The following is a 25,189-nucleotide window of genomic DNA, read 5'->3' as shown; positions in this document are numbered from 1 at the left end:
AGCATCTATAGTAAAAACAATGCCCGACTATCTTTTAAATCTCGACCGGCATTTATTTTATTTCATTAACCACGACCTGTCCAATTCGTTTTTCGATTGGATCATGCCATTGTTGCGCAATCCGAAATTCTGGATCCCGCTGTATATTTTCATTATCGCTTTTTGTTTATGGCGATACAGAAAAATCGGCGCTATCATTATCGTATTACTGGCCGCATCGGCAGGTATAGCTGATTTTACCAGCGGAGTGCTTATAAAACATACCGTACAACGCCTTCGCCCCTGCCGCGACCCTATTGTATCGGTTACCGATGTTAGCCGCGTGCCTTGTGGTACAGGCTACAGCTTTCCCTCAACACATGCCACCGACCATTTTGCCATGGCCATATTTTTATGTTTTGTATTAGGCCGTAAATGGAAAAGGATTTGGCTTTGGGCCGTTTTATGGGCAGGGAGCATCTGCTTTGCCCAAGTATACGTGGGTGTGCACTTCCCGATAGATGTGCTGTGTGGTGCCCTTTACGGCGCCCTTGTTGGATGGCTACTTTCATTATTGTTTAAAAAATTACAACCTGCCTTTTAATGGGATATTGGAAAATTCTGCTGCTATTTTTTGCTGCCTTTTTTGGCGGTACTTCTGTATTTTTATTTAAAGGCGATAACCACAAAACGCTGAAACTGGTATTATCATTCAGCGGGGCTTATTTGTTTGGGATTACCGTATTACACCTGATCCCCGACGCCTATCATGGCAATGACAACTATGTAGGAGTATTTATTCTTGTAGGCTTTCTGTTCCAGATTGTGCTTGAGCAATTTTCAGACGGGATAGAGCACGGCCACATGCATAAACATCCGCATGATCTGGCTGTTTTTCCAATAGGTATTATGATCAGCCTTTGCCTGCATGCATTTTTAGAAGGAATGCCGCTTGCGCAAGGCAACCAGGACCAATTGGTTTATGGTATTGCCTTACATCATATCCCGGCCGCGTTTGCCTTAGCTACCGTGCTGCTTACCAACAAACAAGGTAAAAACAAAACGATATTTTTTGTGGCAGTATTTGCGGTTATGGCACCAGCCGGATATTTTTTCAGCGATGCCTTAAGCACCGGGAACATCGGCAACCTGCAACATTATTTTAACCGGATCATGGGTGTGGTTATCGGGATCTTCCTGCATATTTCAACTACAATACTTTTTGAATCAAGTGCCGATCATCGTTTTAATATGCGCAAGATGATAGCCGTATTGGCCGGCGTTGCTATAGCCTTGCTTGGTTTTTTGAAGGAGTTGTAATAGGCTCCCGGATGCCCCTCAAAGCGAAGTTTATTATCAAACTAAGTGCTTAAATATTAATATTTTTCCAATCCCCTCTTGAGAGGGGGCGCGGTGGGACACGAGTGATTGCAGGGGTGTGTTTCATCAGCATTCATTACAAGTGGTTAAACACACCCCTCCACCCCTCTCAAGAGGGGAATCGCACTTTCCCACACTTTTGGTTACACTTTTGTTTTTCTTTAACAACTTATAAAATAAAAAGGTGCGTCTGTATCTCACCTCAGACGCACCGGTTACCAAAATATCATGGTAATCATCAACTAAACCCGGATTCATGTTTGGAATGCTCCGGGATATCTTTGATCAGAATTTTCAGTGATTTATATTCTGAAAATTCTAAAATCCTGAAAATTCAGATTCTGACATTATTTCACATAAAAACTCCTTCTCAGCCTGATATCCTCAGATGAGCTGCCAACCATCACTTTAAATTCGCCTGGTTCAACAACCTGTTTCATCTGGCGGTTCCAAAGCATCAGTTCCTTGTTGTCTATTTTAAATTGAACAGTACCACTTTCACCCGGTTTAAGGCTGATCCTTTTAAAACCTTTGAGTGATTTTACCGGGGTAGTTACACTGGCTATAACATCGCGTAGATAAAGCTGCACTACTTCTTCACCTTCAACCTTACCGGTATTTTTAACAGTAACGCTAACGTTTGCGGAACCATTAAGCGGGATTTGTGACTGGGCGATTTTCAAGTTTGAATACTCAAATGAGGTATAGCTTAAGCCATGCCCGAATGGAAACAGCGCCGAAGTATCCTGATCAACATACACGTGCCTTGAGGTTGGCTTATGATCGTAATAAAAAGGCACTTGCCCTACCGATCTTGGGAAAGTCATTGGTAATTTGCCTGACGGATTTACTTTACCCAATAACACATCGGCTATGGCCAACCCACCGGTTTCACCCAGAAACCAGGATTCAACAATGGCGGGGATCTTTTTGGCAACCCAATTAATGCACAATGGCCTGCCATTAAACAAAACCACTACAGTTGGTTTCCCGGTTTTATAAATCTCTTCAATAAGATGGCTTTGTTGTTTGTTAAGATCGAGGTTAGCCCGGTCTTTCCCCTCGCCTACCTCGTTGATATCCTCGCCCAAAACAACTACGGCTACATCCGATTGCTTAACCGTATTGGTTGCTTTCTGAAGATATTCATTTTGCTTTGCGGCAGAGGTATCAGCTGTATAGCCCGTTTCAAATTTAATATCCAGGTTATTACCGGCCTTTTGCTTCAAAGCATCTAATATGGCTACACCTTTGCCCATCTTATTGGCGTAACCGCCCAGGTATGTGCTTTCGGCCAGCGGCCCGACAACCGCCACCGAATGCACATTAGGCCCAAGCGGCAATATATTATTATCATTCTTAAGCAGACTGATCCCTTCCTGTGCAAGTTTAAGGGCGACGGCGCGGCTTTCTTCTGTATGGTTTACTTTTTTGAGCAGATCGGTGTCGATATAAGGATGATCAAACAAACCCAGCATAAACTTTACCCGCAGCACGTTTGATACAGCGCGGTTCAGATCTGCCAAGGACAGTTTTTTGCTTACCAGCGCCTTGTTCATAGCCTCATGGAAAGGCACATGCGGAAAATCATAAAACTGCATATCCATCCCGGCAGTAAAAGTTTGTGCCAGGGCATCGGCCGCGTCGGTTGCTATCTGGTGATTGTTAAGCGACATCTTAATAGCCCCGAGGTCCGACAGCACAAAACCCTTAAAACCCCATTCGCCACGCAGCACATCTTTCAACAACCATTTGTTATCTACACATGGGATACCGTCTATTTCACTATAAGCTGCCATCATACCCATCGCGCCGCCTTCACTTACAGCCTTTTCAAATACATATAAAAAAGATGAGCGGGCTTCACGTTCGCCCATATTAACCGGAGCTGTATTGCTGCCAGCTTCCGGAATGCCGTGTACAGCAAAATGCTTTGGCTCTGATAGCACCGCATTATGATCGCTCAATTTATTGCCTTGCAAACCTTTCACCATAGCTACGCCATTGGCTGCCGATAAAAATGGATCTTCGCCATAGGTTTCTTCAACACGGCCCCAACGTGGATCGCGCGGAAGACAAAGTACCGGGCCTAACACCATCGCCACACCATGGGCACGCATTTCTGTTGCTATGATACGGCCGGCCTTATGCACATTGGTAGTATCCCAGGCACCGGCCAGTGCCAGCGGACTCGGGAAAGTTGTACTGCCCAGCCCCTCATAACCGTGCAGACCTTCTTCAATAAAAAGCACTGGAATGCCAAGTCGCGTTTTCTCCACAGCATATCGTTGGATCTGATTGCTTACGTCGGCAGTTAAAGGATACAGGTCATGAACCGAACCGATGCCTTCTGTGCCAATATTGATGCGGGCACTATCCGACATGGAAACCGCGTCATGTCCTTGCATATTTGCAACCTCGTGGCCCCAGTACATATCCAACTGGCGGATCTTTTCGGCGGTTGTCATTCGGCCAAGTAAATCGGCTACACGCTTTTCAACCGGCAGCGACGCGTCTTTATACGGAAGCTTGGCAGTAGGTTTAGGGGTATTAAATGAACAAAAAATCGTTACTAAAAGAACCGATATATAGGCGTTCTTTTGCTTCATAAATAAGTTATAATTGGTTGGGTTATTACTTGCCGCACAATCGATTGTTTATTTTAACAAACAAATCCAGTCCGGCTTATCGAAGGCTAAAACTATACCTGGAAACTAATAAGTGATTAATAAAACATTAACGGCAGGGCTTATCCGCCATTAATGTCAATTAAATTTGATGAAAGAGCTTTATAACGCTATTTTTTTACCGGCGGTGGCACGTCGGCTGTTAAAGGCACTTGCTTCCGGAGCATTTTAGCGGCATAACCTGTTAAGTACAAGTAATAATCATTAGGGATATCGTCCTCAAACGTTACGAATGTACTTAAGCCTACCGGCGGATTTTTTGATACTTTGAGGATAGCCGTGCCCTCATCAACTTCATCAAACATGGCTACGTACAGCATTTCGGCGCCGCTGTTGATGGCACCGTTTATCTGTTTCCAATAAAAATGGCCACGGTTGCGCGGAATCTGGTTTTGCTTAGCACGAGGGTTCATGTTGTGCCAGCTAAAGCCTGGAAACACGGTAGGTACATAATCAACTTTATTTTCCTTACACCAGGCAATATCCTCGGCAATACGGTGCTGAAAGGCTGGATAAGCTTCTTCATTAAAGCGGCCCACAAACCAGGGGTGAACAATATCAACCTTACGCAGCAGATCATGCAGATGCGGATCATTCTCAGTGTCGTTGCCAAAGTCGCGCCAATAGGTAGGCACACCAAGCAAAATGGCACAGCCTCCATATACAGGGTCATTCTTTAAAAAATCGATGATCTTTTCACCTTCAGTTAAACCATAACGGCGGTGGTCATTAAAACCTATCCCCCATACAGCTACCAGGGGTTTGCCATTGTGATACAACCATGTTTGGTTATTGCCCCGGTTAGTTACTTTCATACTGTCGACAAGGTGTTTCCAATCCTTGATCACCAGCGAATCGCCGCCTGCGTTCATACCCGACAGATCATACATTACCGTAATAGCCCTATGGTATTTCTGTGCATATTTCAGGGCGTTGCCCAAAACCACATCATTATGATGCTTACCGGCTCCACGCTGCACATCACCAATAAAGCGCTGTACAAAAACGCCATCGACGCCATATTGTTGCATCCATTTAAAATGTGTTTCGGTTGATGAAGCATCGTACGAGCTGTACAGGTAAGCGTCGCTGCCATCGGCCAGTTTAAGTGGCGATTTATAGGTTTTGGGATATTCACTTACATCGGGCCACAGGTCGATATTGGTATAACCGGGCTCAAACTTGCCATGCGAAACATAATGGTTCCACCAACGATTGCCGCCGTCGCCGGGCGCGTTGAACCATCCCTGGTAACCGGCCATCACCAAACCTTTATAACTTTTAAATGCCGATGTTTTACTGTGCCTCAACTGCGCGTTGGCAACAGCGCATAGCAGTAGCAGCAAGATGCTAAAAACGTATTTTTTCATCAGGATAGAATTTTAATATGTGTTGATTTTTTACTTAGATCAGATGCCCCAGTTTTTATTTGGTTTTGGTCCCATTTCCAGTTCAAGCGTACCGCCTGCCATCAGTTGCTCATGGGTAAAGAGCGGCTTGTTAAGCACCTGGCCGTTAAACTTAGCGCTTTGGATATATTTGTTTACTACCGAGCAATTGTTAGCTACCAGTTTAAACTGCTTACGATTTTGCAGGTTGATGGTAACCTTGCTGAAAACCGGGCTGCCGATGGTATATACTGGCTTTCCTGGTGTAATCGGGTAAAAGCCCATTGACGAGAATACCACAAAGGCCGACATACCGCCACCATCTTCATCACCGGGAATACCGAAAATATTATCCTTATACCAAACATCAAGCAGGAACCTTACACGCTTTTGCGTTTTCCACGGCGCGCCTGCAAAGTTGTACAGGTACGGGATATGGAAACTTGGCTCATTACCCATCGAATACTGGCCAACTAAACCCGTTGCATCAGGAAATTTTGCCCAGAACTGGTATTTGCTTCTATCGAGGCTTTCGCGGAACAACTGATCCAAACGGGCCTGGAATTTGTCTTGTCCGCCCATGAGGTTTGCCAATCCAGGAATATCATGCTGTACCTGCCACAGGTAAGTCCAGCCATTGTTTTCGTCGTAAAACTCGCGACCGCCTAAACCGCCGTCAAACTTAGGATCGATATCAATCCAGTTGCCATCCTTGTCTTTAGGGATAAACATTTGCTTATCATTATTCCAAAGGTTTTTGTAGTTGAGCGCGCGTTTAGCAAAGGTTTGCTCGTCGGCTGTTTTTTTCAATTCACCCGCTAACTGGCCAACCGCCCAATCGTCATAACTGCCGCCAAGGGTTACGGCCACGGCCTGCCGTTTTTCAAAACCATGCACCAGGCTTACAGTTTCCTTTTCTCCTTTTTTCAAAGCTGGGAAATATCCGTTGGTATGATAAAAGTCATCCAGCTCGCATTTAGGGCCGTTTTCCCATGGCAGCATGGTGGCTTCGTTTGCATTTTTAAGGATACCTTCATAAGCCTTATCAACATCAAAACCACGGATACCTTTGCGGTAATCATCCAGAAACATTACTGTAGAATGGAAGCCATTCATACAAGGGTTATCACCAAACAATACAGGGAAGGTTGGCATCCAGCCGCTTTGCTCATACTGGTTAACATACGAGTTCAACATATCCGATTCCAGCTTTGGGTTCAGGATAGTGCGAAGCGGGTGCAGGGCCAGATAAGTATCCCAAACCCAGTCATCCACATAAAACGGACGGTTGCTGTCGTGGACTTTTTTATCGTATCCGCTATAGTAATGACCATCTTCGTTAATATCAACCATACGCTCATTACAACGATACAAAGCGGTATAAAATGAGCGACGCTGTGCCACAGTCCCCCCTTCAGTTTCAATCTGGCCAACTACTTTTGCCCATGTAGCTTTAGCTGCCTGCTTGAGCGTTTCAAAGTCGGCACTGCCAAATTCATCGTTAAAGTTTTGTTTAGCCTGCTGAGGGCTCACGTACGATATGGCGTACTTAAATTCTATTACATCCGGAGTACCGGCGGCAAATGTAATGTATGATTTAAGGTCTTTCCCATCGGCTGTGCTTTGTTTAACCAGGGCGTTATCCTTCACTATACCAGCGGCACCTTTAGCATTAAACTTACCGTATACATAAACTTTAATATCGTCATGATAGGTTTCAAAACCGGTTAGCTCATTACCGCCTGTGAACGTGAGATTGGCTAACCCATCGTTATACAATCCAAACAAAATGCTTTTAGCAGCACTTTTAGCCGGAAAAGTAAATTTATAATCTCCAACCTTTTTACCCGGCGCGAACTCTACGGTGATGTCCTTATCAATCAGGAAAGTTGAATAATACCACGGACGGGTAACTTCCAGATCATGATCATAGGTCATTCTTTCATTCCACGAAGCAGGGGTAATCGCGCTATTATCCGGTTTAACCGAAAACACCTCCCCTAACCTATGCGATACCACATTAAGCGGAAAGCTGGAAATCTGATCATCAATATAGTCGTGACGTACAGGCAGCATCCTGATCATCTGGTTAGGCAAATGTGCTGTAGGCCGCGTAGGCTCAAGAAGCGCTCCTACATTACCTATATGCGGATCAATGTATTGAAGATTGCCTTCGTCTTTTGTTTGAGCAGATACGGTTACACCGCCGCACAAGCTGCTGATGCTAATTATTGCAGATAAAAACGCCGGCTTTAACAACCGAGGGAAAGGGGTTAGCATGGGTAATAATTTATATAATGACATTTAAAGTTAAACAATAACAACATCAAAGGCATTATCCGTTTGATGGACTGTTCGCACACAACATACAAGCAGTCGGGCTTATTAATTGGTAATAGCCTCAAAATTGCTCGCACAACTTAATTAATCATTAAAAATTGATTAATTAATCCAATAAATATCAATTGTAACAGATTTATTCAAGAATTGAATGAAAATCGCGTTCAAAAGCTTCGCCGTAAATTGCTTTGTACTCCTTGTTAAAATTCTCGAACGTGTTTTTAGCTAATGAGTGCTTACCAATATGCGAGAGTGCTTTACACTTCAGGATCATGGCTTCCTCATTCACAGGGTCGAAATAGAAGATATCATTAGCCAGCTTGATCAAAAACTCAGGATCATCGGTAACCTTTATCGAATTTGCAAACTGAATGTATGAATCGGTGATTTCATTTGATACTTCCGACTTAAAAACATCGAGCCATTCGTATTCTATATTCGATAGGAAATTACCGCGCTGGGTGATATGTGTAAGCTGGATTATCTTCTGCTTATTAAGTTTGCTTTTGTTAGATACAATATTAAGGTAATTATGATAATCAACCTGAATTTCGTTATAATCTATCTCAATTTTCCAATAGCCCGTATCTTTAGATAGATGGCAATAGCCCATCTTATCCAACAGGGATTTCAATTTGGCGATGTTCACTGAACGGTTATTACGCGCGCTTTTTTCCGATTTATCAAACCAAAGGATCTCATTTAGTTTTTCCGAGCTTACCCCCCTGTCAAATTTCACCGAATACATCAGGATCACCAAAAACAGCTCTTTCAATAAAGGCGTAAAGTACTTCGTGATCTCGTTGCCATCGGGCGTAAACAATTGCAGGTCGCCAAATAAAAATATGGCATTCTTATTGGCATGCAGGCGGCTTTCATTTTCCTCTTTAATTTCAGGCACACTCTGTTCCTGCGTTTCAATAACAGTCGTTGTTTCAGCTACAGCTTTTTGAGGCTCCGGCAATACTTGTAGGATTACCTTTTTACGGTGGTTAATAACAACAACGGCTCCTATTCCTAAGCATACAACACAGCCACCAACTATCCACAGTAAGTATCCGATATGGCTCTCCGACAAAATATTAGTAACAACCGGCTCTGGCGGACTAAGCAGTGAATAAACTTTAACCCTGGTGTGGTCGTTTTCTTTAAACAAGGTTACCGATAAAAATTTTGCGCTATGTGGCAGATAATACAAATCAGCATAGGCACTTACATCGTGGAATTGAAACGGAATGGTATCGCCAACCATTTCATAGGCTGGTTTATCCAACGAGCCTTTTATAAGTTGCAGGTTTGAATTGAATTTATGCTGCGGGAAAATTAACCCATAATAGCTTTTATCTTTTGAGTTGATGACAAGCGAGTTGGCGAAAACAAAATCCTCGTTTTTAACGTCGATATTGAAAAGCTTTTTAAACGTCCTGTCCTTAACCGTGTAGCGCACCATATCATACAAGTTACGCGGATTCACAATCTGCTGCCCCGATGCACTGCCATAACCACCAATTACATAAACCGTATCGCCGGTGGTATTAGCACCTAACCCGGCCAAATAACGCGGGGTAAAAGTATCTCCCTTAAATTTAACCTTCTCCCACTGTTTAGTATTAAGACTAAACCTGCGGACACTGTCTTTGTAAATCAGCTGCCCATATCCGCCTATAGTATAAATAGCCGTATCTGTTTTGCTGAAAAACTTATTGAGATGACCGTTATTGGTTGCAAAATTACTATAGCCCTTATCCCACTTGCCGGTAACAAAATCAAATGTGCCGACAGCGGTTTGATCCATAAACAGGTAATAAAGCTTGTTATTGGCATACAGGGCCTGGTCGCCCGGTACCAGCATTTGACGGCCGGAACTATATGCCCTGCTTTTTAACTGCGGCGTTTTGTTGATGGAATATGTAACCAATGAATCGGCAGTGACAACAAACACCTCCTCGTTTGCAGCATCAAAAGCCAAACTGGCATCTCCGGGCACCGTAAATTCCCTTTCCAGTTGCCAGTTACGGTGCCGTGCTTTGATCCAGAGCGGGTTATTAACTGTACCATTATTTTTGTTTTCAGTTTCGTTGGCTACGCTACCCTCCCACTCATTAAGCGGCCAGTTGGCTATTTGCTCCGTATTTTGCTGTACGCGTACATCGCGCAATTTAAACGGCGGCAAATCAGTGGTTTGAAACTGCTTATAAGCGTTAGCGCCAAAAAGCAGCTTATAGTTTGAACTTGCTTTTAGATGAATACCTGTTTCACTTAATGACTGATTACCGGAAACAACGGTGATCTTATCGTTTCTATAATCTATTTGGATCTTTAAATTGTTCCAGTGTTCAAAAAGCAGTTTATCATCAATATTGAAAGATATCTTAGAAAGGCGTTCGCCAATAATGATCTTGAAGTGCTTGGTATTGGCCTGGTTATCGTACACTAAGTCGACATTTTGATTATCGTCACCTATCAGACGTAAAATATAACCGAAGTAAATAACCCTGTTTGGCAGGAAAGACAGATCAAACGAAACCTCAAATTTATCTTTAGGAGATAGATTTTTCAAGCCAAGGTCCAGCCCGGTGCGCTTATCCTGTACAACTTCATGACTATAGAACCCCAGCCCATAAGATTGCGCACGGACAGGTGACATGAACAGAAAATTCAATAAAACAGTAACAATTATCCCCGGTAAAAAAAATCTCATGTTGATAAGTACACCTTAGGCATTACAACTCATGTACCCTGCTCGGTATTTATAATTTAGGCCCAAATTCAGTGCTTTTTAATTGGCTCGATTGGCTAAAATTACAATAATTACAGTTTAATTTCAAGGATTATAACATTATAATCCCCCGATACAACAAGCCGTTTAAGCTTCAATAAGTTAGTGAACTTATACTTAGTGTACAATATAATTTAACATTAATTTGGAAAGGGAATTTCGTAACCTGTCGCCTTCAAAATAAACTCAACTATAGGTGCCGGATTTGGCAAACTATGTGGATGATGTTTAAAGCCCGGCTTATGAATTACAGCAATTGAACCTCCGAGCGCTTTAACCTTTTGCTCAAATAGCAGGGTATTTTTTGAAGGATCGACTGCCTCGTCATCATCGGCAGAAAGATGCAGCATCGGGAACTTACCTTTTACAATTTGTTGCACCTTATCAATAGGGCTTACTTTCAATGAACCTATCTGATTTGCCGAAGTTAAATTGAAATCCTTTTTTAAAATTGCCGAATCGGGCCAATATTTCAAATCGAGCAAGGCATTGTCGGCGTAGGTGCAGGCTACCTTATCAGGATTGGCTGCAGCCCAGTTGTATATGTAAATGCCTCCCCTGCTCATGCCTTCAAGCACGGCTTTTTTACCCAGGCCCGCGTTAGTCAGCATTTTATAAAAATCATTCCAGTAGCCAATTGCCTCATTATTACCCAATAGCTCGGCAACATCACAATAAACAATATGAAAACCCCGCTCTAAAAGCGCTATATCAGTCTGCGGCTCATGCCCCCAAAAGCGTGCGCGCCATACCCATGGATGGCCTTTAGCCGCCCATTTTGGTTTTACAATTTTGCAATCGCGGTTATCAAAAGTAAATTCGGCACAAGGGTAGCCGTAAAAATTGCTTTCCTTAACCTGCTGATTCATGTTGTTAAAAATATCATAGTTTTTATCACGGGACTGCACAACCACATCATATAGCCTTTTGGCAGTCATGGCTGTGCCTTCCAAATTGGGGTGAATTTTATCGGGCATCCAGCTTTCGTGGTTAACAAACATGGAGTGCATATCAATTACCTCTAAATGTTCATCATTGGCCACATTCCTGAGTTTGGGGATGATGCTGTTGACAATTACTTTATCATAAATCTGATTAGTATCAACCTGAAAGGACGGAATAGGCAATAACAACACAATACGCGGATGCGAAGGCAATTGAGCAAATGACCGGATCAAGTCATGATAATCTTTTTCGTACTCATCCAGGTGAACCCGGTTAACGAGCTTGGCATCGTTACCTCCCAGATCAATAAATACCACATCGGGTTTGCTTTGCAGTGCCTCCTGATAGGCTTTTGTACTCCAATACGACAGATCGCCTTTGCGCAAAAGTGTAGCACTGCTTACCCCAAAGTTGCTAACCGAATAGTTTTTACCCAAAAGCTTTTGCAGCTGTGCCGGGTACGATTGCGCAGCCGGATCGGGCAAGGTAGCTCCATACGTGATACTTGCGCCTATGCAGGTTATTCTTGTTGTTGCGCTCGCGATGTTGATCAGGCAAAAAGCAATCAACATAATCAATATTCTCTTCATGATTTTAGCGTTTTTTAGTCATATCGATAACATCTGCAAGGCGACTGGCCGGCGTAACTTTCAGATTGGTAAGTTTCCCGTCGACTACTTTACCCTCAACAGTAGTTTTGTAAGGCGCATTCAATTTAAAATCGGCATTCCAACCTGCGGGCCAGGCGGGCAGCAGCATGATCTTTTTGTCGTTAACCTGCATCAGCATTAATTGCAGGCCATTCTCGCCATTACCGCCGTTGTCTTCGTCGGGCATGTAATCGTTACCCTTATCCCAAAACGCAGGAAACTTCAAAACAGGGTCTTTGCGGGTTAGGGCAAAACTGGTATAATCCTTAGCTACTTCCGCATCGCCAATCATTGCCGCTTGTATCGGATCCTGCACCCAGCAACCTTTAGAACGTTGTTTACGGGCGTTGAAGGTGTTAACCGCCACGTCCAAACCGGGCTTGCCCAAACCATACAGCCTGAATGGATATATGGCATATAATTCGGGATTTTCACTATTGAAAGATTTGGCCGTTTGCGGACCTGTATACGGCAACAATACCGTTTTGCCATCATGATTGGCAGTTGGTAAAGGCGGCAATTCGTCGTAGAATTTACGCCAGTGTTGTTTTGTCTGCTCATCCACAATGGTCGACGGCAGTGCTATCACCCTGCTTAGTACGGCATGTAATCCGGCAATATCCGGCGCGGGGTTATGAACCTTCCAAAACATTTCTATCGAGTTATCAGGATCAAGCAACAGCTTACCTGTACTATCCCGCTTAAAATGTTCATCAAAAAACTGTAACCCGGCCTTTGCAACCGGCAACAGCGTTGTTTTGGCAAAACCGGTATCGCCGGTATATTCGTAGTAATCAAGCATCATCATGCTTAATTCCAGTATAGGGGTAAAATAATGATTGGTGTAATTAGCCTTCACTTCGGGGCCCATATAGTTTAAACCACCCCAAAAAGGCGCAGTTTCGGCGAAGTAAGCACCGCCATGTTTGTAAAACTCGTTAACCTGCTTGGCATTGGCGGGCAAAATATTGGCATACATCCTGAACAGCGGCAGCATCATGTCAAAGTCGCCGGCCATAAGGCGTGGCCAGTACATTGGCCGGGTATTTTGAAACCAGTATTGTCCGCCCCAGGCCCGGTAATCGGCGTTGGCATTTTTCGCCTGATTATCTATTACGAAAATGGAGCCATTGAACTTAATGGGATAAGCGCCCCTTCCCGCACAAGCGGTCACAAAGCGTTGCAGGATATATCCCTGTGTAACTTTTTCAGCCAGTTCATCGCCGGTTACAAATACATTGCTCCGGTTCCAAAACTGCTGCCACCATTTTTGATGCGCCAAACGGGTTTGCTCGAGGTTTAACTGATCAACAGCGTTTACTTTGGGTTCCAGTTTACCAAGCCATTGCTTACCGCTCCCGGCAACTACGGTTAAAGGATAAATAGAAATTACCTGCGATGTTACTTTACCCGACTTTAAGGTAACATCATCCTGGTTTAATAAACCTGCTCCCTTAATTATTGCGCCAAAAGTAAGATTAGCTAAATGCGGATCGGTAGTTGGCGAATTATGATGGTACCAGGCTATCCGGTTCTTTTGTCCGCTAATCACGGTATCTGTTTTACCGGCACGCCAGTTCTCCAGCTTTACGTTAACAGCAGCGGTGGTAGCGCTTTTAGTTTCTACCCGGATAACCGGATGATTGGCATCAACCCAGATCCTGTACTGAACGGATGATTTTCCTTCACCGGCCTGCGCCCAGATCTCGCCGTTACGGAGCTTTAAAATCTGTTTAAACGGCGCGTTGTTTTTTAAAGGATTAGGATTTACCGATACCCTTACAGCACCCAGTTTCATTAATACCCCACCCTGCTTCATCCAATCATCTTTTTCGGCATCAAGCTCGCCGCCCCAGGCATCGGTTTTACTGATATAAAAAACCAGGTCGCCATTTTTTTCAAACCATACGTTGAGGCCTATATCTCCATTACCTAATGGCATTGACTGTGCCGACGTTGGGCCGGGCTCATCCCACTCAACATTGTAATGATCCAATTGCGGGTTAACTGCTGATTGTGCATAGCAAAATGTAGTAAAAGCAATGATGAGCGTTGTAAGTATCAGCCCAACTTTTTTTGTATTCATAGGTTTATATTAACGGGATATATGTGCCCGTACTTATCGGTTAATTGATGATGCAAATAAATTACTGCAACTTAATAAAAGATTAAAAAAGCATTAACTGCAAAAAATTATTACAATCGATTGTGAAAGTATTAGACAAACAAATTCCTGTATCTTAGTTAAATGCATATTGAACGCTTTGCACCGGGCGAAATTTTAAAGCCATTTATAAGGCAATACGTGTTTGTTGAAACAACCGGCAACGTTATCAACCGCATTTTGCCGGATACATCTTTAGTTATGGCGATCAGGTACAGCGGAAATATCAATGATGTAACCGGATTAAACACCAATCAACTTCCCTCCTCACTAATTACAGGGTTAAAGAAATCGCCCCGGTTAATCAACTACGGTTCTGCCACAGGTAACATGCTTATTTTATTTAAAGCAGCCGGGGCAGCAGCATTTTTTAAACACCCCCTTCACGAATTATTTGAGGCGAGTGTGCCGCTCGATAATTTCATTACTCCGGATAAATTAAACTTACTTGAGGAACAACTTGCCGAAGCAGATGGGAACCAACAACGGGCTATTATAGCCGATCAATTCCTAATTCAACAGATCCAAAACCACAAGCAAGATCAACTGGTTATATCCGCCCTTCAAAAAATTCGTTTGTCAAAGGGGCAGATAAGGATCAGGGAACTCGCTGATGCGCATTATATCAGCCAGGACGCATTTGAAAAACGGTTCAGGCGGGTAGTAGGAACCTCGCCAAAACAGTTTGCCAGTATTATTAAAATCAAATCAATAGTTGACAGCAAGGTGCCGGATGCTTCACTTACACAAATAGCGTTGGATGCAGGATATTTTGACCAGCCCCATTTTAACAAAGAATTTAAACTGTTTACCGGCTTAAGCCCTGCCGATTTTTTTAAAGTGCCGAGGGCCTGGTAAATCAATGATTTTTTACAAGTATTAAGCCCCAATTGTCCGGATTTTTGAAGAAAAATAAGGATAATCATGAAACAGATATTCATCGATCAATTTATTGTTCCGGCAACAGCACAGCATGAATTTAAGGAACGGATGAAGATTAACCGCGACTTTATAAAAACGCTCGACGGCTTTATTGAAGACAGGGTCTATGAACGTCATGACGAGCAAGGTAACCTCATCTGCATCACAACAGCCATCTGGCAAAACGAGGATGTTTTACAAAAAGCCAAAGAAGCGGTTCAGCAGTTATATCAACAGCGGGGTTTTGACATGAAGGCTATGCTTCAAAGGTTAAACATCAGCATGGAAAGGAACACATACCAGGCAATTACTGATTAAGGTTACTCTTCTTTACAGTCAGGGTACCTCGCTTAACACCAAAACTGCCCTCCAGGTCGGTTCCTTCAATAATATAGGTATAATCCCCAGGATTATCGGCAGTATAAAAGCTTACCCTGGCTTTACCCTCTTTATCAGTAACGATGTGCGGCGCCCAGTGCACTGTAGAACGGATATCGGTCATATCCGCGGTTGAGGCAGGCTTATATTTAGGAGCATAAAACTGCACAGGCATAGAAAAAGACATGGGACGATAAACATAAGTACCCACAGCTTTCTTAACAAAAGGCCCGCGACCACCGCGTGTTGTTATCTCAATAAAAGCATTTTCGTCTGGCTCTGCCATAGGATTCTTAATGTACCGACGAGTGTAGCTAAAAGTATTTCTCATACTTTTCATCACCTCTATGCCCTTAATTTCCTCCGCATCGTAATAGTCAAGGTACTCTTTAAAATATAAATACGGAGAAAGAGTTTCGGGCTTAAAAAACTCAATATCCATACCATCAATAATCAAATGCAAGGCCATGGTATTTAGCCTATAATAGGATAAACCGGTTTTATCGGTATACAAATTAAAGCCTTTTACATTTTTAGTAATCAGATCGCCAAGCGATGTGCGGCTTGCTTTCTGAAGCGTTTCTTCATCAATAATCAAATCCGCTTCACCCGGACCATTCAGGTTTTTGGAATCTTTAATGATGCGTTTATCTTTTACCACCACTTCCTTTAATACATTGCCTCCGGTAATTTTAGTCATCTCATCTTTTAAACTCAATTGCTTTTTAACCCTTAGCATACTATTCGTATCAATGTTAAGGAACCAGGGCGTTGCGCGGTCATTCACTGCGGCAAATACGGGTGGTTTAAACTCATCCATCTCGATACCCACATTAAAACTTTTGCCTTTTTTGTTTCGTGCCTGGATAAAAAATACGGCCGTATCTGCCGGAAAAATATCCTTAAATATAAATTCGCCCTGCTTATTGGTCACGGTGTCGGTAACAATCATTGGCTTTTTTGAAAACAAGGTTACTCCCGAATTGGCAACCGGCTTATTAAACATATTGGTTACATGGCCGGTTATTAAAAATTGCTTCTCTGCAGTATAAACGGGCGATGTCGCGGGTGCCCTGAGTTCCTTCCAATCATATCCAACCCAGCCTTGGGTTAAGAGTAACTGATCTAAATGTTGCCATTTTCGCGCGTCCTTTCCGGCTGCATCATAATACCCAGGTTCTTCAATGGTACCTTTCAGATCAGATGTTAGCAGCATATAACTCTTTATTGTACCGTTAGCAACGCTATCTGTTTTTACCTGCGCGTTGTCTGTTACCGCCATTGAAAAACTTCCCTGCACCGGGTTACCACTAACACCCTTAACTTCAATATCAACGATAACACTATCACGCTGGGCATAAATTGTATTATTACTGCTAACACCAATCTTAAGATTATCATTATGGTCAATAAATACCTTCCGTTCGTTGAGTAGCTTTTTATCGGCGCCAATCAATAAAAAACGAAGAATACCATTGGGGAAAAGATTTCTACCTGCCTGTAACCTAACTCCCCCGTTTTTAAAATGCAATGAAGCCCCGTATGCAACTAAACCATGAGTTTGTCCTAACAGGTAATAAACATTACCTGCGGCAATAACATCAGGAGTCGCATTCAACAAAACCTCTACCGAATCGGTATTTAAGGGACTATTAACCTGTAATGTAATGCCCGAGCTTTTTACAGCAGGTAAAGCGAATGTCTTAAATGAGCCGTCAGGCAATTTAATTTTTGCCGTATAAATTTCATCCTGTTGCGGTAGCAGGTTAAATACCCCCATGCCTTTGTGTGCAGCGATAAAAGCAGCCATTTCCTGTTGCTTACTGTTATAAATCTTCCCCGAGATATTAACTCCGTAACCATCTTCATTTAGGGCTTTAAAAGCAATCCGCGCAGGCAATCCCGCTACAAGTTCGCCACCTTCGGGCATAAATTGCAGGTCGATATGATCGGGACGATTGAGGATCAGCGGCATTACCAGCCGCCGGTTATCTTCTCCTTTCCGGAGGTCCTGCATTGTTATCGATAAATTTGCAGCGTTGGCTTTTTCGGGCAGATCAAAATTCGCGGCGATAATGCCGTCAAGATCTGTGCTGACGTTGTTTTTAAGCAAAGTCCGTTTGCCGTCTGTTAAACGCAGCTGCATTTCACGAACGCCAACAGGAAAAGTGTCAAATTTAGTAACGCGTAAATTGAGCTGCACTTTTTCCTTATCGGCACTTTTTTGTGTTGATGCCATATAATTTACCAGCCAGGCGTTGCTGACCGCGTTACCTATGTAAAAATGCTTTTTGAAAACGTATGATTCGCCAAAGTTGCGCATCCAGTTAGTATACGCGCGTAAAAAATAGCCGCCCTGCAGTATTTCCTTTTCGCTTAATGCTATATTGCCAAAAGCCAGCCCTCCAAAAAGCGGCATCATAACACGTTTTATAACCCGGTTACTGTCGTTGGACAATTCAACATATAAAATACCGCTTTTAGCCGCGGCATGCAGGGTTGGTTCTTCAAGTAAATAGCCTTTAAACCATAGCGTATCACCAACTTCGTAGTTAGGCTTATTAGTTTGCAGGTATATTTTTTCGATAGCCTTGCCCCTTGCAAAAGTATCGGCTGTTGACATGACCTTATTGATAAATGCCCTCGGCGACTCCTGGGCAAAAAGCTGCACTGAGCTCAGAAGCCCTAACACAAAGCACAATAAATAGTTAAAAACATGCAGGAAAAGAGACTTTGGCATAGGCAGGTAATAACAGGTTAGGTGATAGAAATAAAATTAAGACTATTTAGGTTACTTTCATAGGTTGATTTTATAATGGATCAGATAACATCGCTATTAGCTATGACAACTTTTATGCTCATTTAAGCGTTACCTAAATTTACTGCCGGTTCCCCGTTTTGTAATTTAATTTCTGATAGATTTGTGTACGATTATAGTGCTTTATGACAATAACCAACTCCGATTTTAAAATAGATGTAACTTCCGAAATTGGCACGCTTCGCACACTGCTTATTCATAGCCCGGATAGCGGCTTGGGCAAAGTTGTACCCTCAAAAGCACAGGACTGGCTTTTTGAAGATATAATTCATCTGGATACGGTACGCAGGAACGAGTACGATTACTATGTAAAACTGCTGCTCTATTTTCTCGATCCTGAAAAGATAAAAGGTAAACTGCAGCAAATTGACGACGAAAACGCTCACCGTTCGTTTTTTAAACCGGATAACGCAGGCTTCCACTCTTCAGATAAAGTTATCGAAATTCAAACGCTATTGGCTGATATTTTACAGCAGTCAGACATCCGCAAAAAGCTGGTGGCTTCTGTATGCGCAGTTGAAAGCTGCAACTACCGGTTACAGCAACAGCTTACGAATACCGATCCGGTTGAACTGGCCAAGATCTTTATCTCAGGCTCGTTAACAACCGAGGAAATGATCTTTGCCCCTATTCCTAACCTCATTTTCTCGCGGGATTTGGGGATAGCCGTAAACAACCACATGCTGCTTAACAAACCGGCAAAAAAAGCCCGCTTCCGCGAAACCTTGCTAATGCGGTATATATTTTTCAATCACCCGCTTTTTGAAGCTTACCGTGATAATATTTTAGAGATCCCGGAAACAGCCCAGCATTTTTTACGCCCTGGCGAAGACGCTGAAGGTCGCACCACTTTAGAGGGCGGCGACGTGATGATGGTAAGCCCGGACCACTTGGTGATTGGATGCAGCGAACGCACTTCTGTAAGCGGGGCCAATGAAGCTATCAGGCTGCTTTTTGAACACGATGTGGTAAAAAAGGTAACCATCGTAAAAATCCCGAACAAGCGCGATTACATGCATATCGACACCGTTTTTACGCAAGTTAAACGCGATACCTGGGTACTGCTTCGTTCGCTTGCCATAGCCGAAGCCCCTATTGAAGAAAGAGAACCGATATCATGGTTCGCCGATAAAAAACAGAAAGAGCGGCCGGAAATTGTTCAGTTTGCAAAAGATGAAAAACCAAAACTGTTTAGCTGTATTGAAGACCTGCTTGCCGATATCAGCGAAAACGACCTTAAAAGCGGCGTAAAAACTAAATTCATTTACTCTGGCAATAATACTTTCCCCTTTGACGCCCGCGAGCAGTGGACAGACTCCTGTAATCTGCTGGCACTAAAAGAAGGCGTAGTTGTAGGCTACGATCGTAACGATAAAACAGTAGAAGCATTTAAAGAAGGCGGCTTTGACGTAATCAGGGTAGCCGAATTGATCCAGAAATTTGAGAACAACGAACTGGATCCGCAAAGCCTGACCAATACGTTAATTTTAATGCCTTCGGCCGAACTTTCCCGTGCCCGCGGTGGTTTCCATTGCATGAGCATGCCAATATTAAGAGATAAAGTTCTTTAGAATATCATTGAGTCATTTGGTCATTGAGTCATCATTTAGCATGATTTATTGTAATTAAAAATGACTCAATGAACAATGAAATAATGACAAAATACAATGAGTCAATCAACATCACATATATTAATGATTCGCCCGGTTAATTTCGGGTTTAATGAAGAAACCGCTGCAAGCAATGCTTTCCAGAACCCTAATGCCGAAAAAAATGGGGTACAGGAAAAGGCATTGACTGAATTTAACGGTATGGTTAATATTTTGCGCCATAACGGAGTGGATGTTACCGTAATAGATGATACGCCGCAACCCTATACGCCCGACTCTATATTTCCGAACAACTGGGTATCTTTTCATAGTGATGGTGGCATTTTCCTATACCCTATGCAGGCCGAAAACCGGAGGCTTGAACGCAGGGAGGATATCATAACCGATCTGGAAGACAAGTTTAAAGTTGCTCATGTAATTGATCTGAGCCGCTTTGAACATGAACATCGTTTTTTAGAAGGCACCGGCAGTATGGTGCTTGACAGAGATAATAAAATATCCTACGCCTGCCTGTCGCCCCGAACGGATAAAGAAGTGCTTAACTATTTTTGTGAGCAGTCCGGTTATCAGTCCGTAAGCTTTGAAGCGGTGGATGAAAAAGGCAAGGCTATCTACCACACTAATGTGCTGATGTGCATTGGTAGCCAATTTGCCGTGATCTGCTTAAACAGTATCCCTAACCCTCATGAAAGGATAACGGTTGCCGAATCATTAAGATCATCGCATAAAGAAATTATTGAAATCAGCTTTGAGCAAATGAACCAATTTGCGGGTAATATGCTTGAGGTACAAAACAAAGCCGGCGAAACGCTGATCGTGATGTCGCAAAATGCATATAACGCATTAAACGATACTCAGCGTTCGACCTTACAGCAATATGGCAAATTGGTTTATGCGGATATTAACACCATAGAAACTAACGGAGGTGGCAGTGCACGCTGTATGATGGCTGAAGTGCATTTACCCGGTATTTAAATTCATCTGTTAACAGCATACAACGCTATCAGATACTTGAAGAGGAAAACAATTACAGCTATAATTACAAGTAATAACAATTGTTTCACTAAATATTTAGGCATGGCTAATCATGATCAATATACAAAGACGACAATTTAGTTATTAAAATACAATTTACAGTCCTTACACATTTTTCACAAAAATTGTATCGATACTGTATAACAACAACTTACGATAATAGCGTATCTTTAATCATACGTTATTAATTAGGATTTTTTATTAAAGAATAAGCCCCTTCGTCAGGGGCCTATTCTTTGATTATCCGGTTAACAACTAACCAGTTTACTCGGTGATGAAATAGGTATAAGCCTGTTTCTGTTTCATTTTTGAGCGTACCCTTTTAAAGCTATCCTCAATATCTTTACGCTCATCTTTTTCAGTCACTTCCATAAAAGCTTCCTGATAATAACCTAAGGCTTTATTCCAGTCTTTTTGCTTTTCGTAAAACAAACCAAGCAAATCAAAAATGCGGGCTTTATTTACGCCTGGCGTGGTTAGCGCCTGGGTCGAAATAGTTGAAACCGATTTTTCCATACCCAGAAACACCACCAGATCAAGATAATGCGTGTAATTATCCGGGAACGATGGCTCCAGCTCCATACAGGTTTTAAAATGATAACCTGCGGTTTGGTAATCCTGGATCTTGTAATAATGGATCATGCCTAACTGGTAATGCGCCCTTGCAAAAAATGGCTCATCGGCAATAATCTGGTTTAATATATTAAGGCCCTTTGGCGTTTCGCCGAACGAAAGTTCGTCGACAGCCTGCAGGTACTTTTCTTCAATTGAATAATAATTGTCCATATAAAATTTCAAATTCAGTTAAGCTTACAATTAAGTAATGCTTAATGTTATACTAACTAATAGTGGTAAATGTAGGATCGGTTTGGGTACTTCGAAACCGCTATACCGGAGTTGAGAAGAGAATTATCGATGCAAAACCCTTCTGCCGCGGCACCAAGGGCCACATTACAATTGAGCAGAATGATTTATTATATAACATCGGTTTGTACTTTATATGTGCAAACCTACAATTATTGAATGAGAAAAGCAAGAAATGAGGCTCATGCACAAAGCCAATTGCACTGTGCATGAGGTTTATGGCCTTTTCATGACCAGGAAAAGTACGGGCAAAAAAATAGCAGCTTGTTATTAAGCTGCTATTGAATTTTGTTTAACGGCCTCAATCAGGAAGTTATTTTTTAACTCTTTTTCAGATATCATTACACTGAAATCATCAAACTTAACACCGTGTTCAAGCGGATAAAGTACATAGCCGCGTTTCAGGGCATCATAGGTACCAAGTTCAAATACTTCGTCGTGTTTTTTTCCTTTTATTTTCGCGCCGCTCACTAACTGGTAAGCGTCGAATATGGTTTCAAAATTATTGTTTTTCATGGTATAGATGCCTATGCAATTACTCTGCCAATTTTTAAGCAAACCAGTCAAACAAGTCGTTTTGCTTTAAAGATGCTTTATCATTTCCGGATAAATCATTAATAATCACCCCCTCACCCATTTGTATTATTCGTGTACCGTAATTGAAAGCGTCCTTTAAATTGTGCGTAATGAATACAGCAGTCAACTTAAATTCCTTAATCAGTGTATCAGCTGTCCGCATCACCACGTCGGCCGAACGGGGATCGAGTGCCGCGGTAGGTTCGTCGAGCAATAAAACTTTACAACTATCCATAACGCTCATCAGCAAGGTAAGCGCTTGACGCTGCCCACCTGACAGTGTGCCCATAGGCTGCTCTATTTTATCCTGAAGACCCATGCCAAGGCTGGCTACCTTTTCCTGAACCTGTTTTTTAAAGGCATCATTTACCCCAACAGACAAACCTTTTGTTTTTGTACGGAGTGATGCAAGGCGGAAATTATCTAATATACTAAGATCGGGCGCGGTACCACTTAAGGGGTTTTGGAATACCCTTGCAATCCACTGGCTGCGTTTATAATCGGGCAGTTTGGTTACATCGGTACCATCAATACTTATAGCCCCTTTATCAGGTAGTATGCTACCTGCAATTAGGTTAAGCATGGTAGTTTTACCTGAGCCGTTTGAGCCGACGACTACCAAAAACTCGCCATCTTTTATTTCCAGCGTAACGCCATTTACCGCAATTACCTGGTTGGCTTTACCCTTGTTGAATATTTTATGTACGTCGGCTATCGTTATCATGATGATTTTAATAAGGATAAACGTGGCAGACTTACAATAACCAGCACAAAACCGGCAGTAATTATTTTAAGCAATTTAGGATCTACACCTACCGATAGCGTAAACGCCAGTACCAGCTGAAATATCACAGCGCCTGCCAACACCAATATGAGGCTTAACCATACCGAGGTGAGTTTAAACCAGTTGATCAATGTTTCGGCAATGATTACCGAACCCAGGCCAACTATCACAATACCTATCCCCATGCTGATATCTGCGAAGCCTTGAAACTGGGCCACCAGGTAACCGCTCAAAGCGGTAAGCGCGTTAGCCAAAGCCAGGCCCGTGATCTTCATCCTGTCGGTATTTACCCCTAACGAGCGAATCATAGATTCGCTATTGCCTGTGGCACGCATAGCAATACCAAAATCGGTTTTAAGCAGGTACCCTATCAGGAACGTGATTAATACCACAAAAATAGCCAGGATTAAAAATGTATTTTGATTAGGATCACTTACCACATTGACTATCGTGAACAACGATGGCAAATTGATGAGCGGCAAATTCGAGCGGCCCAAAATAGTCAGATTAACCGAATACAATGCCGTCATGACCAGGATCCCGGCCAGCAGCGCGTTGATCTTTAATTTAGTATGGATAATACCTGTAAGCGCCCCAGCCGTAGCCCCGGCCAAAATCACAGCCGGCAAAATAATATATGTTGGCTGATGATTGGTTAATAATACCGCCGTAACTACCCCACCCAGTGTATAACTGCCATCGGTGGTGATATCAGGAATATTAAAGATCTTCATGGATATATAAATCCCCAGCGCTATGGCCGAAAAGCACAGGCCCTGTAGTAAAGCGGTAAGGTAAAAATCCATTTATTTTACTGGCTCAAAATTGGGCGGAATGGTGATATTGTATTTTTTTGCTGCCGCAGGGTTATATACCCTCTTCCTGATCTTCACCATTTCCGGCTGCAAGCCTTCAGTTTTATGGGTTTTAAGATATTGGGCAGCCTGTTCACCAGCCTGGTAACCCCACTGATAAATATCAGCACCAAATGCAGCTACAGCGCCACGTTGTACCAAACCAGCTTCGCTGGTAAAAATGGGGATGTTTTTTTGATTGCAATTTTTCAGGATAGTTTCAAAAGACGCGAAAACAGTATTATCCGGATTAGCGAAAAAGGCATCAATGTTTTTGCTTAACAGCGATTGTGTTACCAGCTGCGCATCCGCGGAGGTGTTTAACGGAAGCGCAACAATATCAACATTTAAACCTGCTGCTAATGTTTTGATACGGCTTAAAGCATCAGCCGATTGCGGCTCCGATTGGTTATAGATCATCCCAATAACAAGCTTTGAACCTTTAGGTTTAAGCAGTTTAGGAATAATGCTGAAGGAAGTGTCGATATAATTAAGATCTTCAACTGTGCCAAAAAGGTTCTGCGGAGCTTTACCGTTTGCGTCAACTACCTTCATACGTTCGGCCGTTGGAGATACCATGGCAAAAACGGGAATGTTTTTAGTTTTTTGGAGCGCCGTTACGGTTGATAGTGTTGTACAAGTAGCCAATAGGTTAACGCTATCGGTAACAAAGTGATTAACAATTTGAGTAAGCGTTGGGATATCGCCCTGGGCATTGCTGTATTCAATCTGCACGGTCTTTTTTTCTTCACTGAAACCATTCTTAGCCAGCGCGTCGGTAAAACCTTTACGGGCTTGAGAGATAGTGGCATCTTCAAAAGCATCAACAAAACCAACTACAGGCACCTGCATTGATTTGGTTTTAGGCTTACATGATACCAGCGAAATAAAAACTAAGGCTATGGGCAGATATTTGATGAACTTCATGTTACTAAATTAAATTTTTAGCTGTAAAGCTGAAAGTACAATAGCAAAAGCTACAAATTGTTTTACAATACAATTATAACTATACAGCAAGCCGCGCCGTATTCCCCACA

At 42.7% G+C, this 25,189-nt stretch carries 18 protein-coding genes; 6 read left to right on the top strand and 12 right to left on the bottom strand.

What is annotated here, in order from left to right:
• Positions 1–19 precede the first annotated feature (19 nt).
• Positions 20–583: a phosphatase PAP2 family protein gene (locus DEO27_RS07410; protein ID WP_112571629.1), complete on the top strand. Its 564-nt coding sequence runs from the start codon at positions 20–22 to the stop codon at positions 581–583.
• Positions 583–1,299: a ZIP family metal transporter gene (locus DEO27_RS07405; protein ID WP_112571631.1), complete on the top strand. Its 717-nt coding sequence runs from the start codon at positions 583–585 to the stop codon at positions 1,297–1,299. Before DEO27_RS07410 ends, DEO27_RS07405 begins: the two co-directional genes overlap by 1 nt.
• 407 nt (positions 1,300–1,706) lie before the next feature.
• On the opposite strand, the gene DEO27_RS07400 is transcribed toward DEO27_RS07405, so the two are convergent.
• From DEO27_RS07400 to DEO27_RS07375, 6 genes are all read right to left on the bottom strand, one after another.
• On the bottom strand, positions 1,707–3,968 hold the full coding sequence (locus tag DEO27_RS07400; RefSeq protein ID WP_112571633.1) for a glycoside hydrolase family 3 N-terminal domain-containing protein: 2,262 nt from the start codon (positions 3,966–3,968) through the stop codon (positions 1,707–1,709).
• A gap of 188 nt (positions 3,969–4,156) precedes the next feature.
• Positions 4,157–5,416, bottom strand: coding sequence for a glycoside hydrolase family 71/99-like protein (locus tag DEO27_RS07395; protein WP_112571635.1), 1,260 nt, complete (start codon positions 5,414–5,416; stop codon positions 4,157–4,159).
• Positions 5,417–5,455: 39 nt separating this feature from the next.
• On the bottom strand, positions 5,456–7,714 hold the full coding sequence (locus tag DEO27_RS07390) for a GH92 family glycosyl hydrolase (protein WP_112572259.1): 2,259 nt from the start codon (positions 7,712–7,714) through the stop codon (positions 5,456–5,458).
• Positions 7,715–7,910: 196 nt separating this feature from the next.
• Positions 7,911–10,475: a galactose oxidase gene (locus DEO27_RS07385; protein ID WP_146750039.1), complete on the bottom strand. Its 2,565-nt coding sequence runs from the start codon at positions 10,473–10,475 to the stop codon at positions 7,911–7,913.
• 218 nt (positions 10,476–10,693) lie between these two features.
• Positions 10,694–12,088: a GDSL-type esterase/lipase family protein gene (locus tag DEO27_RS07380; RefSeq protein ID WP_112571639.1), complete on the bottom strand. Its 1,395-nt coding sequence runs from the start codon at positions 12,086–12,088 to the stop codon at positions 10,694–10,696.
• Between the two features lie 4 nt (positions 12,089–12,092).
• Entirely contained in the window at positions 12,093–14,234 is a 2,142-nt protein-coding gene (locus tag DEO27_RS07375; RefSeq protein ID WP_112571641.1) for a DUF5703 domain-containing protein, read from the bottom strand.
• Between the two features lie 162 nt (positions 14,235–14,396).
• Between DEO27_RS07375 and DEO27_RS07370 the strand changes: the two genes are divergently transcribed.
• Both DEO27_RS07370 and DEO27_RS07365 read left to right on the top strand, forming a co-directional pair.
• Complete coding sequence (locus DEO27_RS07370) at positions 14,397–15,170, top strand: helix-turn-helix domain-containing protein (protein WP_112571643.1); 774 nt, start codon at positions 14,397–14,399, stop codon at positions 15,168–15,170.
• 66 nt (positions 15,171–15,236) lie between these two features.
• A complete protein-coding gene (locus DEO27_RS07365; RefSeq protein ID WP_112571645.1) occupies positions 15,237–15,551 on the top strand; it encodes an antibiotic biosynthesis monooxygenase in 315 nt (104 codons plus the stop codon).
• Here the strand turns inward: DEO27_RS07365 and DEO27_RS07360 are convergent.
• Positions 15,541–18,351: a carboxypeptidase-like regulatory domain-containing protein gene (locus tag DEO27_RS07360; protein ID WP_112571647.1), complete on the bottom strand. Its 2,811-nt coding sequence runs from the start codon at positions 18,349–18,351 to the stop codon at positions 15,541–15,543. The genes DEO27_RS07365 and DEO27_RS07360 overlap by 11 nt on opposite strands.
• Positions 18,352–18,554: 203 nt before the next feature.
• Here DEO27_RS07360 and DEO27_RS07355 point away from each other — a divergent pair, with 203 nt between their 5' ends.
• A complete protein-coding gene (locus DEO27_RS07355) occupies positions 18,555–20,000 on the top strand; it encodes an arginine deiminase family protein (RefSeq protein WP_112571649.1) in 1,446 nt (481 codons plus the stop codon).
• 96 nt (positions 20,001–20,096) lie between these two features.
• The gene (ctlX, locus tag DEO27_RS07350) at positions 20,097–21,014 is read left to right on the top strand and encodes a citrulline utilization hydrolase CtlX (RefSeq protein ID WP_112571651.1); all 918 of its coding nucleotides are present in this window, start codon (positions 20,097–20,099) and stop codon (positions 21,012–21,014) included.
• Between the two features lie 324 nt (positions 21,015–21,338).
• On the opposite strand, the gene DEO27_RS07345 is transcribed toward ctlX, so the two are convergent.
• The 5 genes from DEO27_RS07345 to DEO27_RS07325 all read right to left on the bottom strand — a co-directional run bounded on the left by DEO27_RS07345 (position 21,339) and on the right by DEO27_RS07325 (position 25,079).
• Entirely contained in the window at positions 21,339–21,860 is a 522-nt protein-coding gene (locus DEO27_RS07345; protein WP_112571653.1) for a tetratricopeptide repeat protein, read from the bottom strand.
• A 348-nt stretch (positions 21,861–22,208) separates the two neighbouring features.
• Positions 22,209–22,454 carry a hypothetical protein gene (locus tag DEO27_RS07340; protein WP_121810428.1) on the bottom strand — a complete coding sequence of 82 codons (246 nt, stop codon included), beginning with the start codon at positions 22,452–22,454 and terminating at the stop codon, positions 22,209–22,211.
• A gap of 34 nt (positions 22,455–22,488) precedes the next feature.
• Positions 22,489–23,238, bottom strand: coding sequence for an ABC transporter ATP-binding protein (locus tag DEO27_RS07335; RefSeq protein ID WP_112571657.1), 750 nt, complete (start codon positions 23,236–23,238; stop codon positions 22,489–22,491).
• Positions 23,235–24,104, bottom strand: a complete 870-nt coding sequence (locus tag DEO27_RS07330) for an ABC transporter permease (RefSeq protein WP_112571659.1) — start codon at positions 24,102–24,104, stop codon at positions 23,235–23,237. Before DEO27_RS07330 ends, DEO27_RS07335 begins: the two co-directional genes overlap by 4 nt.
• Entirely contained in the window at positions 24,105–25,079 is a 975-nt protein-coding gene (locus DEO27_RS07325; RefSeq protein ID WP_112571661.1) for an ABC transporter substrate-binding protein, read from the bottom strand.
• Between the last annotated feature and the right edge of the window lie 110 nt (positions 25,080–25,189).

Origin of the sequence: Mucilaginibacter rubeus (assembly GCF_003286415.2) — a bacterium.
GTDB lineage: Bacteria > Bacteroidota > Bacteroidia > Sphingobacteriales > Sphingobacteriaceae > Mucilaginibacter > Mucilaginibacter rubeus_A.
Note: the sequence above shows the minus strand (reverse complement) of the source record. Positions and strands in the feature narration are given on the sequence as shown.